This window comes from Oceanispirochaeta sp. M1, from assembly GCF_003346715.1.
Lineage (GTDB): Bacteria > Spirochaetota > Spirochaetia > DSM-2461 > DSM-2461 > Oceanispirochaeta.
In genome coordinates this window covers 180,151-197,019 of the sequence record NZ_QQPQ01000003.1, presented here as the reverse complement: position 1 = coordinate 197,019, position 16,869 = coordinate 180,151, and the positions used below count along the sequence as shown (strand labels likewise).

The 16,869-nt window shown below is 46.0% G+C and carries 16 protein-coding genes and 1 riboswitch; of the genes, 6 read left to right on the top strand and 10 right to left on the bottom strand.

The features are described from left to right. Position 1 precedes the first annotated feature (1 nt). Together DV872_RS03065 and glgA are read left to right on the top strand one after the other, a co-directional pair. Positions 2–1,672 carry a glycoside hydrolase family 3 protein gene (locus DV872_RS03065; protein WP_158546806.1) on the top strand — a complete coding sequence of 557 codons (1,671 nt, stop codon included), beginning with the start codon at positions 2–4 and terminating at the stop codon, positions 1,670–1,672. Positions 1,673–1,690: 18 nt separating this feature from the next. Beyond that, positions 1,691–3,190 carry a glycogen synthase GlgA gene (gene glgA / locus DV872_RS03060; RefSeq protein WP_114628378.1) on the top strand — a complete coding sequence of 500 codons (1,500 nt, stop codon included), beginning with the start codon at positions 1,691–1,693 and terminating at the stop codon, positions 3,188–3,190. Here the strand turns inward: glgA and cobJ are convergent. From cobJ to DV872_RS03020, 8 genes are read right to left on the bottom strand one after another with little or no spacing between them, the layout of a single operon-like run. Next, positions 3,165–3,926, bottom strand: a complete 762-nt coding sequence (cobJ, locus tag DV872_RS03055) for a precorrin-3B C(17)-methyltransferase (protein WP_114628377.1) — start codon at positions 3,924–3,926, stop codon at positions 3,165–3,167. The genes glgA and cobJ overlap by 26 nt on opposite strands. Then, positions 3,923–4,672 carry a cobalt-precorrin 5A hydrolase gene (locus DV872_RS03050; RefSeq protein WP_158546805.1) on the bottom strand — a complete coding sequence of 250 codons (750 nt, stop codon included), beginning with the start codon at positions 4,670–4,672 and terminating at the stop codon, positions 3,923–3,925. The genes cobJ and DV872_RS03050 overlap by 4 nt, the downstream gene beginning before the upstream one ends. Continuing rightward, on the bottom strand, positions 4,669–5,430 hold the full coding sequence (gene cobM, locus DV872_RS03045) for a precorrin-4 C(11)-methyltransferase (protein WP_114628375.1): 762 nt from the start codon (positions 5,428–5,430) through the stop codon (positions 4,669–4,671). Before cobM ends, DV872_RS03050 begins: the two co-directional genes overlap by 4 nt. Continuing rightward, positions 5,427–6,779, bottom strand: coding sequence for a precorrin-2 C(20)-methyltransferase (cobI, locus tag DV872_RS03040; RefSeq protein WP_114628374.1), 1,353 nt, complete (start codon positions 6,777–6,779; stop codon positions 5,427–5,429). Before cobI ends, cobM begins: the two co-directional genes overlap by 4 nt. Further along, positions 6,776–7,987, bottom strand: coding sequence for a cobalt-precorrin-5B (C(1))-methyltransferase CbiD (gene cbiD / locus DV872_RS03035; protein WP_114628373.1), 1,212 nt, complete (start codon positions 7,985–7,987; stop codon positions 6,776–6,778). The genes cobI and cbiD overlap by 4 nt, the downstream gene beginning before the upstream one ends. Then, positions 7,977–8,639: a precorrin-8X methylmutase gene (locus tag DV872_RS03030; protein WP_114628372.1), complete on the bottom strand. Its 663-nt coding sequence runs from the start codon at positions 8,637–8,639 to the stop codon at positions 7,977–7,979. Before DV872_RS03030 ends, cbiD begins: the two co-directional genes overlap by 11 nt. Before the next feature lie 10 nt (positions 8,640–8,649). Continuing rightward, positions 8,650–10,104 carry a cobyrinate a,c-diamide synthase gene (locus DV872_RS03025; RefSeq protein ID WP_114628371.1) on the bottom strand — a complete coding sequence of 485 codons (1,455 nt, stop codon included), beginning with the start codon at positions 10,102–10,104 and terminating at the stop codon, positions 8,650–8,652. Then, positions 10,094–10,627, bottom strand: a complete 534-nt coding sequence (locus tag DV872_RS03020; RefSeq protein ID WP_114628370.1) for a cob(I)yrinic acid a,c-diamide adenosyltransferase — start codon at positions 10,625–10,627, stop codon at positions 10,094–10,096. Before DV872_RS03020 ends, DV872_RS03025 begins: the two co-directional genes overlap by 11 nt. 171 nt (positions 10,628–10,798) lie before the next feature. Then, a riboswitch (cobalamin riboswitch) is annotated at positions 10,799–11,001 on the top strand. Positions 11,002–11,103: 102 nt separating this feature from the next. On the opposite strand from DV872_RS03020, the gene DV872_RS03015 reads away from it, so the two are divergent. The 4 genes from DV872_RS03015 to DV872_RS03000 all read left to right on the top strand — a co-directional run bounded on the left by DV872_RS03015 (position 11,104) and on the right by DV872_RS03000 (position 14,937). Next, entirely contained in the window at positions 11,104–11,982 is an 879-nt protein-coding gene (locus tag DV872_RS03015) for a sirohydrochlorin cobaltochelatase (protein WP_114628369.1), read from the top strand. Positions 11,983–12,069: 87 nt separating this feature from the next. Beyond that, entirely contained in the window at positions 12,070–13,128 is a 1,059-nt protein-coding gene (locus DV872_RS03010; RefSeq protein ID WP_114628368.1) for an ABC transporter substrate-binding protein, read from the top strand. After that, positions 13,067–14,167, top strand: a complete 1,101-nt coding sequence (locus tag DV872_RS03005) for an iron ABC transporter permease (RefSeq protein WP_199563419.1) — start codon at positions 13,067–13,069, stop codon at positions 14,165–14,167. Before DV872_RS03010 ends, DV872_RS03005 begins: the two co-directional genes overlap by 62 nt. Further along, positions 14,164–14,937: an ABC transporter ATP-binding protein gene (locus DV872_RS03000; protein ID WP_114628366.1), complete on the top strand. Its 774-nt coding sequence runs from the start codon at positions 14,164–14,166 to the stop codon at positions 14,935–14,937. The genes DV872_RS03005 and DV872_RS03000 overlap by 4 nt, the downstream gene beginning before the upstream one ends. Before the next feature lie 11 nt (positions 14,938–14,948). On the opposite strand, the gene DV872_RS02995 is transcribed toward DV872_RS03000, so the two are convergent. After that, positions 14,949–15,806, bottom strand: coding sequence for a class I SAM-dependent methyltransferase (locus DV872_RS02995; protein ID WP_114628365.1), 858 nt, complete (start codon positions 15,804–15,806; stop codon positions 14,949–14,951). Positions 15,807–15,813: 7 nt separating this feature from the next. Next, the gene (locus DV872_RS02990; protein WP_158546804.1) at positions 15,814–16,743 is read right to left on the bottom strand and encodes an adenylate/guanylate cyclase domain-containing protein; all 930 of its coding nucleotides are present in this window, start codon (positions 16,741–16,743) and stop codon (positions 15,814–15,816) included. Positions 16,744–16,869: the final 126 nt, after the last annotated feature.

Genomic DNA, 16,869 nt, shown 5'->3' with positions numbered 1-16,869 from the left:
TGTGACCTCATTTCGCATATTACTCCTGCTGTATTTAATTACGGCAGGAGCTCTTTCTTCTCTATATTCCCTGGATTTCAACTCGGAACTCTCCTCTGAAGATCTTGCAAGTTCTCTTGCTGCTGATATGAGTAATGATGAATTACTCGGGCAGGTAATGATGCTCGGTTATACAGGGGAGATTGCCTCTCCTGTGATTATGGATTGGATTGTTGAGAAGAAGATCGGAGGCATCAAGATCTTCGGATGGAATGCCAATGATCTCTCCGTTCTCGCCGACACCATCGGAATTATGCAGGATGGTGCTCTATCTACAAGATTGAAGATACCCCTTCTGATTGCTACAGATCAGGAAGGCGGTTGGGTTCGACATATAAAGGGAGAGAGCTCAATTACTCCGGGAAACCTGGCTTTAGGTGCTTCCGGTATTCCCCATGACTCTTACCAGACAGGATATTACATAGCTTCCGAACTTCGGCGTCTTGGAATCAATATGAATTTTGCTCCCACGGTGGATGTATACCTTAATCCTCTTGCGGATGTAATCGGTCCCCGTGCATTTTCACAGGACCCGATCCAGACCGGCGTACTTGGTACTGCTTTTTTCAAGGGAATGGAAGATGCCGGCGTTATTGCCACGGCTAAACATTTCCCGGGTCACGGCAATGCCGATCAAGACTCCCATGGAACACTTCCTGTGATCCCTTCTGACCGTAAATTTCTGGATAGTCACGATCTGATTCCCTATAAAATGATGATTCAGGAAGGTCTCCCCGCCATAATGGCCGGTCACCTGGCATTTCCTGAAATTACGGGTAATATGAAACCTGCTTCTCTCTGTTCAGTTTTCCTTAAAGATATACTGAGGGATGAACTGAATTACGAAGGACTCGTAATAACGGACGACCTCGTAATGCACGGCGCCCAGTACGAGAATGAATCACTACCGGAAATTTGTGAAACAGCAATACGGGCGGGAAGTGATTTTCTCCTTATCAGCCGATCACCGTCAATGCATCAGCAGATATGGAACCACCTGATGTATCTGATTCAAAATGACAGTGATTTTGAAAAAAGTATGCGCATTGCTGCTGCACGGATACTGAAAGTAAAAGCTGATTATCTTAAAAGAGAGGATCATGTTCCTTTCAAACCGGATACTCAGGGAATTGATCAGGATATTCCCGCTGCAGGGAGTCAGGAGTTTTTCTTCGGTCAGGCAGCAAGAAGTATAACTATTCTGAGACAGTCTTCCTTTCCCCTCCCTGCAAACAGTCAGGTACTGATCGCCGGGCTCTACTCAGAGTTCAGACGAAGCGGCACTGCCTTTTTCCATGGCAATAGTATGCGTATACCCTACTCTTTCGAAACTAATGAAAAATGGCAGGTTGTCGATTATATTAAGGAACAGGCAGACAATTTTGATTATATTATTTTCAGCCTGTCCAGAAAACAGGATCTCAGGATTCTGAAAGAACTTGAAGATCTGGAAGATAAAATTATTGTCCTCTCCTCACTGACTCCAATCTATCTTAATGATGTACCCTGGGTCAGAGATGCAGTGGCTGTTTATGGTACTGGAATAGAATCCTATCAGGCCGGTTTTGCCGCCATCAGGGGAGATTTTGCTCCCAGGGGAATACTTCCTATTGATTTATTAAACGATGAATAATAACGGAGGGGCTTATCCATGAAAATACTTATGATGAGCAGTGAAACTGTTCCCTATGCCAAGTCGGGTGGACTGGCTGATATGGTAAGTGCACTTTCTCTGGCCTTGAAACAGGAAGACAGTGATGTGCGCATACTGATGCCTCTCTACAATGATGTAAAGCGTGAGGGACTTGAGTTTCTTAGTGAATTACACATAAATATGGTCTTTCGAACAGAAAAAGCGGCCCTCTACAGTACTGAAATGGATGAATCCGGTATTACCGTCTACTTTTTAGAGAGTGATAAATACTTTAGTCGGAAAGGAATATACGGTCCCACCCCGGCGTCCTCATACCCGGATAATGCTCACAGATTCAGCCTCTTGGCAGCTTCATTTGAATCGGTCTGTCTCTATCTGAACTGGATTCCAGATATACTTCACAGCCATGACTGGCCCACAGGACTTTCTCCTCTTTATCTGAAAAGATCGGATGAAAAATTTAAAAATACAGCTTCTGTCTTTACAATTCACAATATGGGATATCAGGGGACCTATCATAAAAGAGACCTCCCCTGGACAGGACTGAAACAGGATGACACCCATCGTTTCAATATGATGAAGGACGGCTATGTTAACTTCCTTAAAACAGGTATTGAAAACAACAATAGAATTACCACAGTATCACCAAACTATGCTGAAGAGATCAAAACCCTTGCCTATGGACATGGCCTGGATCAGTCATTGAATCATAGAGCGGATTATCTTACAGGGATTCTAAACGGAGTAGATTACAGCAGCTGGAATCCTGAATCTGACAGATACATCTCTCCCCATAACTACTCGAGTTATGATTTGAAAGGTAAAGCTCAGTGTAAAACCAGACTCCAGATAAAGATGAGTCTGGTTGAAGATCCGAAAATCCCTCTGTTTGCCATGATTACCCGTCTTGTTGAACAGAAAGGAATTGAAGAGCTCTGCAGACCGGGATACGGCATCCTTGAGGGATTCTGCCGGGAACAGAAGGTTCAGGTAGTGATTCTTGGAACCGGAGAACCCTGGGTTGAAGAAGAACTTAAAAAACTGAGCAGTGAGCTGCCCAATCTATCCGTCAAAATTGCATACAATGAAGAGATGTCTCACCTCATTGAAGGGGGTGCCGATTTTTTCATAATGCCAAGCCATTACGAGCCCTGCGGTCTGAATCAACTCTACAGTCTGAAATACGGAACTATACCCATAGTGAGAAAAACGGGAGGTCTGGCTGATTCTGTCAGGGATCCACTCTCCAGGGAAGGCTGGAAACAGGCGACTGGATTTGTCTATGAAAAGGCTGACCCCGAATATCTGAGAGAGACTCTGGACAGAGCTGTAGAGTGCTGGGAAGAGTCTCCTGATAAAGTCAGGATTTTAAGAAGGAACGGTATGAATAAGGATTTTTCATGGAAGCCTTCGGCTCTTGCCTACATAGATGTCTATGAAGACGCCCTTTCAGATATAAAAGATAGGAAGACTACAGAGCATACCCCCGGGGAGTAACCATAAAACGCCCTTTCCTATAGGTTCTGCTGTTGCCTATAACCACTGTGGTATTCATATCAATATCATGGTTCAGCATCTCACTTACAGTTGTAACTGTCACATTCTGATCTGCCCTGAACCCATGGCGTACAATGCCCACAGGGGTATCTTTTCTACCGGCCTCAATCATAATCTGAGCGCATTTTTTTATGAGTTCAGTTCTTTTCTTACTTGCAGGATTATACAGGACTACAACAAAATCACCCTCGGCGGCAAGGCTGAGTCTCTTCTCAATAAGTTCTGTCGGTGTAAGAAGATCGCTTAATGAGATCACAGCAAAATCATGAATTAAAGGAGCACCCAGAAGGGCTGCCGATGAGAGTGCCGAAGTTATTCCAGGAATAATGGAAAGATTCAGTTTTTCTAGATCCTCTTCTGAAATTACCTCCAGAACAGGTCCGGCAATACTGAATACTCCGGCATCTCCACCAGAGACAATACAAACTTTTTTCCCCTCAAGAGCCAGTGCAGCAGCAGCCCGGCTGCGCTCAACTTCCTGCCGCATTCCATAGGCCTGAATATCACAGCTCTCCGGGAGAATATGACGGATCAGATCCACATAGGTCTTATATCCGATAACAGAATCCGCCTCCAGGAGGGCCTGTTTTGCTGCAGGTGCCAGAAGCTGATCAGTTCCCGGTCCGGTTCCTACTATGGTGAGTTTTCCTTGTTCTGATATTTCTGAATTGTTCATATATCTTCCTTTGCCAGAGCGATGGTAACACCCCGTATCTTCTTCTTTTTCATTATGAGACGCCCGTTTTTTGCGGTCAGGAGGGCACATGGTTCACTGACGCCGGGTATATTAAAATGCCGTATTGCCGCATCTGAGGGAGTTACATCTTCAAAACAGCTGCTTCTGATTTTCTCCAGGGGCTGAAAAATCAGGGGAATCCCCAATTTCTCCATAGCCCGGAGAAGCCCTTCTTCATTTTTTTTCAGCTCTGCACTGACGGCACAGCGGATGTCTTCGATTGTAAGGCTCTGCTCTTCAAGAACTTCCTCTATAGAAATCCTTACAGCTTCTTCACTGATATCTTTTCTACAGCCGATGCCCAGAACAATGGATCGATTGGTATCCGATGCTGTCGTAATCACAGCCTCAGCACCAAGAAAAGAGGCCACTTTCCAGCATAAATCGTTAGCACCGCCCTCATGTCCTGAGAGTGTACTTATTGCATAGCGGCAGGCATCATCCACCGTAATGACAGCTGGATCGTGATATTTATCAGAGATAAGGGGTGCTATCATACGGATCACTATTCCTGAAGCCATTATAAAGATCAGACCGTCATAGGAGTGAAAAATGTTTTCCACCAGAGCTCTCAGGCCGCCTTTTTCGGGCCTGAATGTATCGGCACCCAGGGCAGCGGCAAGGCGCTTTGCTGTCAGTTCACTGCTGTCTGTTACCGATATAACGGCGATCTTTTCAGGAATCAATTGTCTTTCCTGCCCTTCCTCCATCCATGGGAGAATGAAGGGTCATAGAGTTTGGACATTTCATATTCACCTTTCAGAACATCACCGATGATGACAAGAGCCTGTCTTGTGATTCCGGCATCCTTAACCAGTTGAGGAATAGCGGAGAGGGTGCCTCTGATTATTTTCTGATCCGGCCATGATGCCCTGTAGACTACGGCTGCGGGAGTATCCGCTGAATAGGAATCCTGAAGATCCTCTACAGCCTTATCTATAAGTGAAATGCTCAGAAAAAGGACCATTGTTGTTCCGGCCTTTGCCAAAACTTTTAAATTCTCTTTTTCCGGAACTGGAGTCCGGCCGGCAGCTCTTGTGATAATCAGGGACTGGCTGATCCCCGGGAGTGTATACTCCTGTTCCAGTGCAGCCGCAGCAGCCTGGAATGAACTGACCCCGGGAATGATCTCAAAGGGGATATTTTCGGATCTGAGATAGTCCATCTGCTCCTGAATGGCACCGTAGAGTGAAGGATCTCCCGTATGCACTCTGGCAATGATCCCCTCCTCATTCTGATGCTCTTTATAAACCTGGCAGACCTGTTCCAGATCCATCCCGGCGGAATCCATAATTTCCGGGGAGGCTGCACACCATGTAAGAATTTCGGGTGAAACCAGGGAGCCTGCATAGATAACGACCAGGGCCTTTGCCAGTACTTTACTTCCCTTTACGGTGATCAGATCCGGATCGCCGGGACCCGCTCCTATAAATACTACCTTCATCTATTCCTCCCGGGCCGGATCATGACGATTGAAAGATAACCGTCCCTACTCTCATCCAGCTCATTCATATCGTATGCTTTATATTCTTCTCTGAAGCCGGCCCTTCTGATAAAGGCCGCCTTTTCAGCAAGATTCTCTCTCTTCAGAAACTCTTTCAAGTCTTCCAGACGCTTACCGACTTTCATCAGCACAATGGACTCATGAATCTCCAGCAGAGGCTTGAGATCCTCCATATTGTCCGGTGTGGGCATGATGCAGCACTTATCCTTACCAAGTGCCAGAGGCAGCCCCAGTCGGGCGGCAGCAAGCTGTATGCTGCTTATACCGGGTATAATCTCCCAGGCGGCTTCAGGCATTATTTTATCCAGGGCCTCACAGAGGTATGAAAATGTAGAGAACAGGGAAGGATCACCAAGGGTGATAAAACTGACCTGCTTCCCCTCTTTCAGAAGAACTTCACACTCCCCGGCTGCTGTAGCCCAGTGTTCATCCAGTGTTCCCCGGTCTTCGGACATGGGATAGATCATCTCCTGAAAGGGAAGATCTTTACCGGCGGCCTGTTCCAGAATTTCTCTGGCTATGGAGCCCTTCTTCCAGGAAGAGCGGGGTGCCAGAATCACATCTGACTGCTTCAGGATGCGCATGGCCTTCAATGAAATCAATTCAGGGTCACCGGGGCCGATTCCAATGCCGTATAAATATCCTTTTCTTCGGAGCGACTCCTCCAGAGGAGCGATATAGAGAAGATTGAGACCCCAGTCTTTATCCTCAGGCTCTTTAAGCAGATCCTCCAGAGACCATTCTTCAATGCTTTGATCTGCAGTACCCAGGTTCTGTCCCACCGTAAAGCGCCAGTTTCTAAACTGATTCTCAGCCATGTAAGAAGCAATACTGCGAGGATTATTTTCAGAATCCGTATAGATGAAAGCGGACTCCTGCTTATAGAGCTGGGGGAGGAGATTCTCAACGGGATGACCGTGGAGAGACTGAAGTGCCGGCAGAGGAGTCTGCAGACCCATTGCTGTACCCATGACCTGATCGCTGCCGATTCCAGGTACAAGAGTCCATCTCTCCCTGGGCAGTTCCCTGATAAAACGGCGGCTCAGGCTGAATACCTGGGGATTACCGGACACAAGTACTGCAAGTCTCAAATTCTGATCCATCTTGCCCAGCCTTTCGGGCAGACCGGGGATTTCCCCCTGAATTGATTCTGAACTTTCGGGACTGAGTCCAAGCATTTCAATATGTTTAGGAAAGGCGTAGACTCTGTCGGCCTCCTGTATGATCTGACGGGACAGGGGGGTGAGATATTCCTCTCCTCCAGGTCCCATTCCAATCAGATAAATCATTTGTTTCCTCCAGGAAAGTTGGTACCCAGCAGATTTCCTTCCAGGTCCAGTATATAGAGATGCAATTCAGGCAGAGTGTCGTAATCCTTCTGCCAAAGTGCTTTTATTCTTTGTTCAGTACGCAGAGCCATCAGTTCAAAAGTCTCTTCCAGTCGGGCATCCTGTAAAAATGAGACTGCCTCTTCGGCCATTTTCATTTCAAGAATAGTCCTGATCTGCTCCCTGTCGGCTCCTGCTGCTCCTGCGAGGGCTGCAACAGTCTCAAGACGTGCATCACCTGTTTTACAGTGAGTATTGAAAAGACCCGCAGCAATTTTGGACATTTTTCCTATGTGGGCTGCCAGATGGACATGCTTAAATCCCTTTGAGGGACCCTGATTCAGGGCGAAACCCGCATGATCACCAAAGCGGAGGATTTCATCTTCCACAAGGGAGAACTGCTTCTGGTAAAAACCGTCTCCCACATAACCCGGTGTAATATATAAATTGTTTTCTCCAAGTGCTTTACGACTTTTAGCAACAAGGGCAATGGAGGCCTTATATGCTGATGCAGAGCGTGGTTCGATAACACCGCTTGTACCGATAATGGAGATTCCCCCTTCTATACCGATCCGGGGATTCCATGTCTGTCTGGCAAGTCCTTCCCCTTCAGGCACTGACAGTACTATTTCAAGCCCTTTCCCGGCGGGAATAAGGGGGGAGAGATTGTCATTGATCATCTTTCTGGGTCCCGGATTAACAGCCCACTCCCCGGGCTTAACCGGAAGACCCGGACGTGTCGCCTTGCCGACCCCCCGGCCTCCGCGGATCTCTATTCCAGGTTTATCAGACCAGCTGAGGGACGCTGAAAACTCCTTGGCGTGACAGACATCATCGTCGTCACCGCTGTCCTTAATGATACTTACCGATGCCTGCCCATTTTCCAGTTCCAGTTTAAAAACAGGCAGAACAAGTCTGATATTTTTTTTTAGAACGACCTCAACTGTTTCCTCTTCATCTTCCGGGGAGAGCTCTCCTGTCAAAAGCAGCAGTGCCGCTTTTGAGGCCGCCAGGGCACAGGTTCCCGATGTAAATCCCCGCTGCATGCCCTCGGTTTTTCCAAGAACACGCCGGTATTCTTCTCTGATGGCACTGACTTTGTCAGATTCACCATCAAAGGGGGCCGATTTACTTACAACAGCATTTCCACCGGAACTCTCAGAGCTCATTTTTCTCAGCCAGTGTAAAAAGCCCGTTGACTATGGTGGCTGCTATGGGACTGCCTCCCCGTTTACAGGGATTGGAGATAAAGGGGATACCCGACTCAATAAGCTCTTTTTTGGATTCAGCGGCACCCACAAAGCCCACAGGTACACCCACAATCAGGGCAGGAGCAGCTTTTCCGGCTTTAATTAGATCAATAAGCTCAAAAAGAGCAGTAGGTGCATTTCCGATGGCAACAATTCCACCGTCATAGTAAGGCGCAGCTTTTCCAATTGCCACTGCCGCCTTGGTTGTTCCTCTTTTAGCGGCTTCCTCTGCGATTCCCTCATTGTAGAGAAGACAGCGGATTTCACAGCCGAAACGGGCGGGAGCTTCCTTTCTTATCCCTGCAGTCACCATAGAGACATCCGTAACAATTCCCTTGCCGGCCCTGATAGCCTGAACACCCTTTTCGAGAGCATCATCACTGAGCTGGAAGGTCAGTGCATAATCAACATCAGCGGTAGTATGGGCAATTCTCTTAATGATTTCCTGCTCCGGGCCTTCGGGCCATCTCTCCCCGAAAGCATCGCGGATCAGTGAGAAACTTCGGCGGTAGATTTCAGCCGGTTCGATATACTGTCTGTCTCTGATTTTATTATCTGTATTCTGACTCATGATTTACTCCTCATGATAATTTATTCTTTTTTGAATAAGACTGTGCCGCCTCTACAAAGCGGAGAGCTAGATCGGGTCTGCTGGCAAAATGAAAATGGACATAGCTTGCCAGCACATTTTTCTGCATAAAACCTTCATTCATAAGGGATCCCCGTCGATCCATCTCAAAAAGAGCTTCTTCCTTCAGCTCTTCCTTCAACTCTTCCTCAAGGGAGGACCAGTGAAAGAGATGCCCCGGTATGACTGTCCCCTTATCTGCCAGAAAGGTATCTCGCAGCCAGCGGACATCTCCGTAACCCAGAGCACGAAGCCCTCCGCTCATACTGATTTTCCCAGGCAGAAGACCTGCCATCGGCCAAAGTGAACCGTCCCGGCACCTGAGACTTTCGGCCAGATACATATAGCCGCCGCACTCTCCGTAGATGGGCATTCCCTCTGATGCAGCCTGACGAACGGATCCCAGCATATCCTTATTTTCTGAAAGCTCCCGGGCAAAAAGCTCGGGGTACCCCCCTCCGAAATAGACAGCGGCTGTCCCTTGGGGAAGGGATTTATCAGAAACAGGAGAAAAATAGGCAAGCCGGGCACCCCTGTTTTCAAGGAGATCCAGATTATCCTGATAATAGAAGGCAAAGGCCTTGTCTTTTGCTACAGCAATGACAGGATTGTCACTTTTTTTAGAAATCCCGGGGAGGTATACGGGCTTATTTTCCCGGCCGGATACAATACTGTCTGAAGCTGTGCTCCTGATGAATGACAAAGAAAGTAGTTTCTCCATATCCAGATTTTTTTCCAGAGAATCGGCTATTTTATCCAGTGTTTCACAGAGGTCGTCCCTCTGTTCTTCAGCCAGAACAAGACCAAGATGACGTTCCGGGAGAGAAATATCATCCTGCCTGGGAAGACAGCCTATGACAGGCTTCCCCGTTGCTTCTTCAACTGCATCCCGGACCATCCCTGAATGACGTTCTGATCCTGTTCTGTTAAGTATAAATCCGGCGATGGGAGCATCATCCCTATATGTGCTGAAACCTGCTGCCAGAGCCCCTGCGCTCTGTGCCATGGCACGTACATCCAGAACCAGAAAAACAGGCAGTCCAAGGACCTTGGAAAGATGGTAGGAGCTGCCTTCAATAAAGCGTCCGGAGTCACCATCATAATACCCCATAACTCCTTCCACCAAAGAGAAATCTGAAGATCCTCCATGATATGAAAAAAGCTCTTTAATCACATTGATATTCATTAACCTGGTATCAAGGTTTCGACAATTTCGTCCGGCTGCAATACTGTGAAATCCGGGGTCGATATAATCTGGTCCGCACTTCCATGGCTGAAGCCTGTAACCCTGCCTGCTGAGCAGACGGTTCAGCCCCATGGCAACAGTACTTTTACCGCAGCCGCTGTGAGTGCCGGCGACCATGAATCCCTTCATCGTAGCCGGGGGAGAGTCAGTTTTATTTTTCAATTCCGACTCTTGCGGTCACACCGGCCTGATAATAATGTTTGACTTCCTGTATCTCACTTACCAGATCTGCGGCTTCACAGATATCATCATGAGCATAGCGTCCTGTGAGAACAAACTCGACAGAACACTCTTTATTTTTTATCTCTTCAAGGACTTCTTCGAGAGGGATCATTCCAAGATGGAGTGCAACATTTATCTCTTCTGCAATGACAAGATCATATATGCCTGAATGAAGTGCTTTTTTTATAGATTCCCAGCCCTTCAAAGCAGATTCAATATCTTCCTGTCTCGGCTTCTGCTTGATAAAGCGGGGTTCTCCATACTGTTCAAGTTCAAGAATCTGTCCCTCTTCCAGAACAGTCTTCATCTTCCTGAGCATTTTTATTTCACTGTAATCACCGTTTTTGAGGAATTGGCCGAAAAACACTGAATATCCCGCACCCAGTGCCCTGAGAGTGAGGCCGAGAGATGCGGTAGTCTTACCCTTACCGTCTCCCGTATAGACCTGTACATAAGCTTCCATTCCCCGCTCTCCTATAAAATCCTGATGTGTTCAGTAGATAAAATTTCTTTGTTATCAGGGCTCTATACTGAAGACTTGCGTCCGAAATTGTCAATAATAAATCAAATAATCATTAGAAATTACAAAAATTGTGAAAAATTATCTATTGATCGTTTATCAGCAGCTGCTGTAAGATTGGTTCAAATCTGATGTGCTGTATGTTCCGCAAGGAACTTGGCTTAAATGGGAATCCGGTTAGAATCCGGAGCGATCCCGTCACTGTAATCAGGGGTGTGTTTTTATTTGAAAGTCACTGGGTAAAGAAATATTTATCCGGGAAGGCAAAAAACATTGACCTGTAAGTCAGGAGACCTGCATTGGAGGATGAAACAATTAGTTTCGTCGTATCGGCTCTTCGAGGAAAGAGTAGTACGGAATCTGATCCATTCCCCTACCCCCGACTTCGAAGTTCCTAATTTAATTTTCAGGAGCTTAGAATGAAAAAATCACTTAACACACTTTTGGCGGCAGCAGTTTTGTTGTCAATTGTTTCCTGTGCCGGCACCGCCGGAGTCAAATCAGATTCAGCAAAGTCTCAGGACAAGCCTGCGATTCTTCTTGCCGCCTTCGGCAGCAGCTATGAATCCGGGCAGAACAACCTTGAAGATCTGGATACAGCTTACAGACAAGCGTTCCCTGACAATGACATCTACTGGGCCTTTACCGCCTCATTTATTGTCAAAAAACTTAGAAAAGCCGGTCAAACCACTATTTTTGCACGGGAAGCAAGTTTTTACACCATGGATGAAGCCATGGATATGTTCAGAGAGAACAATATCAGGGATGTGGCAGTTCAGACCGTTATGGTTATGGTAGGAGCTGAATATAGAGAAGTTATTAACACAAGAACTGAAGGTCTGAATGTGAAATACGGACACTCACTGTTCTTCAATCCCGAAGACATACAGAACACCGCAAGCGCTCTTTCCGGTGAATTCGGAGATTCCGATACGTTCACCATCCTTTCTGCACATGGAAATGATCATCATCCCGAGTTCAATTCCGAGCTGATTCAGATGGATGATTACCTGTCTCAGAACTATGATCATGTACGCGTGGCAACAGTTGAAGGATCTCCCCTTTTCGGTGATGAACTTATTCTGCAGGTTGAAGCCAGCGGAGCAAAGAAAGTGAAATTCATACCTTTGATGCTGACCTACGGGGACCATATTACCAATGATGTTATGGGTGATGAAGAAGATTCATGGAAAACCATACTCGGAATGGAAGCCAGTGCCGCAGACGGTATGGCCAGTAATCCTGCAATTCAGGAAATCTATATTGGTAACACCAAAAGAATACTCAGCCAGTTCTGATTTCTTTTATACCCTAGAGAAGTGCAGCATCTCCCGATAAATCGGTGGATGCTTAATCAGCTTTATTGCTGATCCGGAGGAAAGAAAATGACCAAAGTACTAAAACAATTGATTCTAATATGCCTCAGCATGATCATAATTTTTCCTGCGGCTGCAATGGGAGTAAAAGATACTGTAAATGATATAGAAGTAGAGAAAGAGATTCCTGAGACTGTATATATCGAAGACTCCATGGGTAATCAGGTTCCCCTACCCGCCGGTACAGACAGGATCATCTGTACCAATTCGGGTCTTTCTGTACTTCTTGCCGCCCTGGGCAAGGGAGATTCAATTGTTGGAAGAGACAGTAACTCAACATTTCCCTCTTATCTGAAAGATATCTATGTTGTTGCTGAAAATTCTTCTCGTCCTAATATTGAATTGATTCTTGAAAAACATCCGGATCTGATTCTGGCAGATAACATGATGCCTGAAACCGCTTTTAATAAATTCCGTTCTCTGGGTATTCCTGTTGCAATCTTTAAAACAAGTGACCCCAGGGCATTTGAACATACGATTCTGAATGTAGGAGCGCTGACAGGAAGTTCTGTACAGGCAAAGCGCATGGTTGATGACATGATAACAAGAGAAAAGAAAATAACAGATATTGTAGCCCGGGCACAGGCAGCTCAAAACAGCGGAGTAAGGGTCTTTTATGAGAATAGAAAACCTTACTCATCGGTCTCTGCCAGGAGTGGGAATCATATCCCCCTGGCAGCCGCAGGTGGAATCAATATCGCTGCCGATGAACCGGTCAGTTCTCCTCACCTATCCATAGAATATGTACTGGAACAGAATCCAGATGTAATAATCAGAAGAATGAGCGGTGATGGATCTGTTGAAGATATGCAGGTCATGCTTGATTTACTTGTTAACAGAACAGGGATAGGCAGAGTCAATGCAGTGGTCAATAACAGAGTTCATATTATGAAATCTGACCTGACTCTTCTTTTACGTTATCCGGCAGCTCTGGCTTATATGGCATCGTGGTTCTATCCCGACTATGCCGATGAAATTGATCCCGAGGGAGTTCATAAGAATATTATTGATACTTATTTCGGCTCTGAAGAGTGGGAAAAGACGAAGGAAATCTTTGTTTACCCCTGAATCCGGCCTTGAGCAGCAATACAGACAGATCGTTTTCAGAAAAGTTTTTTTTCTGATCGCGGCTGTTATACTCCTTTTTGTTCTGACTCTCTATTCATTGAGTCACGGTGCGGCAAGCATCTCCGTATCAGAAGCTTTGGGAGCTCTCTTCAATCCTGAATCCAATGACAGTTTTATTAAAACGGTAATATGGGAGATTCGTCTGCCCAGAGTCTGTGCTGCTCTTCTGGCTGGAGCCGGACTCGGCCTGGCAGGAGCAGTCATGCAGGGCATCCTGAGAAATCCTCTGGCCAGTCCCTTCACTCTGGGTATTTCAAGTGCCGCAGGATTTGGTGCATCCCTCGCCATAGTGCTGGGGATAGGTATCGGCAGTAACTCACATCTGATTATAATCAGCAATGCCTTTATATTTGCCCTGGCAGCATTCGTTCTGGTCTTTTTCCTTGCCAGAGTAAGAGGACTGAGTCCTGAGACATTAATTCTATCGGGAATTGCTGTTATGTATCTTTTTTCATCCATGACTTCATTTCTTCAGTACATTGCCACTGCAGAACAGCTCAGTGCTGTGGTCTTCTGGATGATGGGAAGTCTGTCCGGGAGTTCCTGGCTTCAGGTATCTGTTATGGGTGTTGTCTTTCTTATAAGCTCCCCGCTGCTGATGCTCTCAGCCTGGGACTTCAACGCCATGGCATCAGGGAGTGACTCCGCCCTGACCATGGGCATCAATGTTAACAGGGTCACAGTTGTTTCCATGGTGATATCTGCTCTTCTTACGGCTTCAATAATCAGCTTTACAGGAGTCATAGGATTTATCGGACTGGTTGCCCCCCATATGACAAGAATGCTTACAGGAGGTGATCACCGCTTCCTGCTGCCCTCTTCCTCCATATCGGGAGCACTCCTTCTTCTAGCTGCGGATACACTCTCAAGAAACCTGATTCCACCCTCAGAGATTCCACTAGGAATAATGACATCTTTTATAGGTGTTCCCTTCTTCATATATATTCTGCTCACACGCAGGAAAGGGAGCATCTCATGAGTCTTCAGGTAAAGGGATTGAGTTTCCACTATAAAAGAGGCCCCCAGGTACTGGATGATATATCTCTGGAACTGCAGCCGGGCAAATTGTCAGCTCTGATCGGACAGAACGGCAGCGGTAAAACCACGGTTCTGAAATGTATCAACGGCATTTTAAATCCCTCTTCGGGAACCATGGAATTCGGGGGACAGTCCCTGAGCAGTATGAGCCTGAAAGAGAGGGCCAGGCTTATGAGCTATGTTCCTCAGAGTATCCCGTCCAGCATGCAGTTCAGAGTGTTTGATGTAGTCCTGATGGGCCGTCGTCCCTACCTTCAGTGGGGAGTCAGTCAAAAGGACAGGTCAAAAGTGTTTTCTGTTCTGGATCAGATGGGTCTGGAAGATCTCTGCTTCCGCCCCTACGATGAACTGTCGGGAGGGCAGAAGCAGAAAGTACTGATAGCCCGTGCTCTGGTTCAGGAACCCTCTATTCTGATGATGGATGAGCCCACAAGTAATCTGGATTTACGCCATCAGCTCGATGTTCTTGAGCTGCTGAAAAAAATAGCTGCAGAGAAAGGAATCTCCGTGCTTTTGAGTGCACATGATCTTAATCTTGTAATGAATTTTGCCGACCGCCTTGAAATGCTCAAAAACGGGCATATCTGCCACAGCGGGGCTGTGGAGGAAGTACTGAGTTCAGATAATATAAGAGATGTTTTTGATGTTGAAACTCATGTAGGACAGCATAAGGGAACTTCTTTTGTTCTACTCAACAGGACAGCTCAATAAAACAACATGCCTCAACACTTATACCAGCGCGCGGCAATACCGTTGGGCATGGGATTTCCCTTCTCAGAAGGAAGTGTCAGATCCAAAGTCTCAATATCCGATTCTCCAACTCCAAGAACTGAAGCCGTAAGGCCCGCAAGGTCCTGCTTTGAGAATTCAGGATCATGACAGGATAGAAGAAAAAATCGGGGGTCATCATCAAGGACATCTTTGCAGAGATTCATCAGCTTTGGAAGATCCCGTTTCAGAATCCATGTTTTTCCACCCTTGGCCCGTCCAAATGCGGGAGGATCAAGAATCATACCGCTGTAACTGTTCCCACGTCGTTTTTCTCTTTCAAGAAATACAGAAATATCATCGACTATAAAACGCACTGCATCTTCAGGCAGACCTGATTTTTCTCTATTTACTCTTGCCCAGTTTACGGCAGATTTTGATGCGTCCAGATGACAGACCTCAGCCTGAGCAGCAGCTGAGGCACAGACCAGTGAAGAAGCACCGGTATAAGCAAAACCATTGAATATTCTCTGCGGGCTGCGGTCTGCTGATAGATGGTCATACAACCAGTCCCAGTTATCCTTCTGTTCAGGGTAGATACCGATCTGGCCGTTTTCAGAAAGCCTCATTTCCATTTTGAGTGTTCTGTACTGGAAATCGGGAATTGGAGCGCCCTCACTTGAGCCGGACCAAACTGGTGATGCGTCCTTGTCATAGCTGAAATGAGCTGTTTTCCATAATTCAGGAAATAGAGGCTTGAAATCTGCCTGTGGTGCCTGACGAATGAAGATTTTATCTCCTATCCGCTCCAGCCTCCTGGTGCTGCCGCAGTCTAGAAATTCATAATTACAGGCTTTGTTCAGAATATTCACTTAATTATCAGCAAGAGATCAGGTCCAGTGACTCAGTCTGGTAACAGCATACTGACTCAAAATCCCCAATACTTGAAAAAATAGACTGTAATTTGGAATTGATTCCCTTGTGAACGTCATTAGTTATGGAGATTCCACCGGCTTCGGTCTTCTTTTTTTCAAGATGAGCCGCAAGATTGATAACTTCGGAAACAATCTGACCCGTATCATTATGATAGGTTAATTTACCTGTATGAATACCCAGTCTAAGGTGTATGGGATCGGATATAGGATTACTGACATCCATATTGAATAGAGCAATAGTCCTTTGAACTTCTATTGCAAAAAGCACGGAACGTTCTACATGATTTTTAAATGAAAAAGCCAGAATACCACCGTCCCCTGCCCAGGTCCAGATACGGCCGTCTGTATGAGTAAGGCTGCGTTTTAGAAATTTCCAAAGATTGGTATAAACCTTTTTCATGGTCTTGGAACCATATTTTTTAACAAGCTCTGAATTGGATACTATATCAACACTGATAACGGTGACAGGATAGGATTTTCCATCCTTCAGTGCGCCCCAGTTCTGCAATTCAGAAGAATCATTCTTTATGGGAAGGACCTTCCTTTTGGAAAAGTCATAAAAATAACCCGATTTGGTCAGTTGCTGAAGAAAATAATCAAACCCTTCCAGCTGCAGGGTTCTGCCCAGGACCTGATTATTATCAAGCTCTGCAAGCAGTTTAATCAAGTCGTCAGTAATATGACATGACTCCATAAAATCAACCAGAACGGTTGCGGCTGAACGTAATCCCATAGTCTGCACTGCCGTTCTATCTGCAAGAGCATAAATATCGAATTTTTTATTCAGCATTTTTCCTATTTCATCCATTTCCTTGATCTTTATACATCCGGAAAGGGTTTCAACCAATATATTTTTAAGGGACGGGTCTAACATAGAAACTCCAAGTACATACTTCGTCGACATTATAATAAATAATACACTATCCCACAAGAGTAATTTTATTGACCTGAAGTATAGTAATCTATATGATCCAAAGTGTTTATTATTAATATAAAAGGC

Excerpts from the sequence above, each read along its gene's own strand:
- glgA (WP_114628378.1), top strand. The coding sequence starts at position 1,691 with ATGAAAATACTTATGATGAGCAGTGAAACTGTTCCCTATGCCAAGTCG.
- cobM (WP_114628375.1), bottom strand. The coding sequence starts at position 5,430 with ATGAAGGTAGTATTTATAGGAGCGGGTCCCGGCGATCCGGATCTGATC.
- DV872_RS03000 (WP_114628366.1), top strand. The coding sequence starts at position 14,164 with ATGAGTCTTCAGGTAAAGGGATTGAGTTTCCACTATAAAAGAGGCCCC.
- cbiD (WP_114628373.1), bottom strand. The coding sequence starts at position 7,987 with ATGAGCTCTGAGAGTTCCGGTGGAAATGCTGTTGTAAGTAAATCGGCC.
- DV872_RS02990 (WP_158546804.1), bottom strand. The coding sequence starts at position 16,743 with ATGTTAGACCCGTCCCTTAAAAATATATTGGTTGAAACCCTTTCCGGA.
- DV872_RS03020 (WP_114628370.1), bottom strand. The coding sequence starts at position 10,627 with ATGGAAGCTTATGTACAGGTCTATACGGGAGACGGTAAGGGTAAGACT.
- DV872_RS03015 (WP_114628369.1), top strand. The coding sequence starts at position 11,104 with ATGAAAAAATCACTTAACACACTTTTGGCGGCAGCAGTTTTGTTGTCA.
- DV872_RS03030 (WP_114628372.1), bottom strand. The coding sequence starts at position 8,639 with ATGAGTCAGAATACAGATAATAAAATCAGAGACAGACAGTATATCGAA.
- cobI (WP_114628374.1), bottom strand. The coding sequence starts at position 6,779 with ATGATTTATCTGATTGGAATGGGACCTGGAGGAGAGGAATATCTCACC.
- DV872_RS03010 (WP_114628368.1), top strand. The coding sequence starts at position 12,070 with ATGACCAAAGTACTAAAACAATTGATTCTAATATGCCTCAGCATGATC.
- cobJ (WP_114628377.1), bottom strand. The coding sequence starts at position 3,926 with ATGAACAATTCAGAAATATCAGAACAAGGAAAACTCACCATAGTAGGA.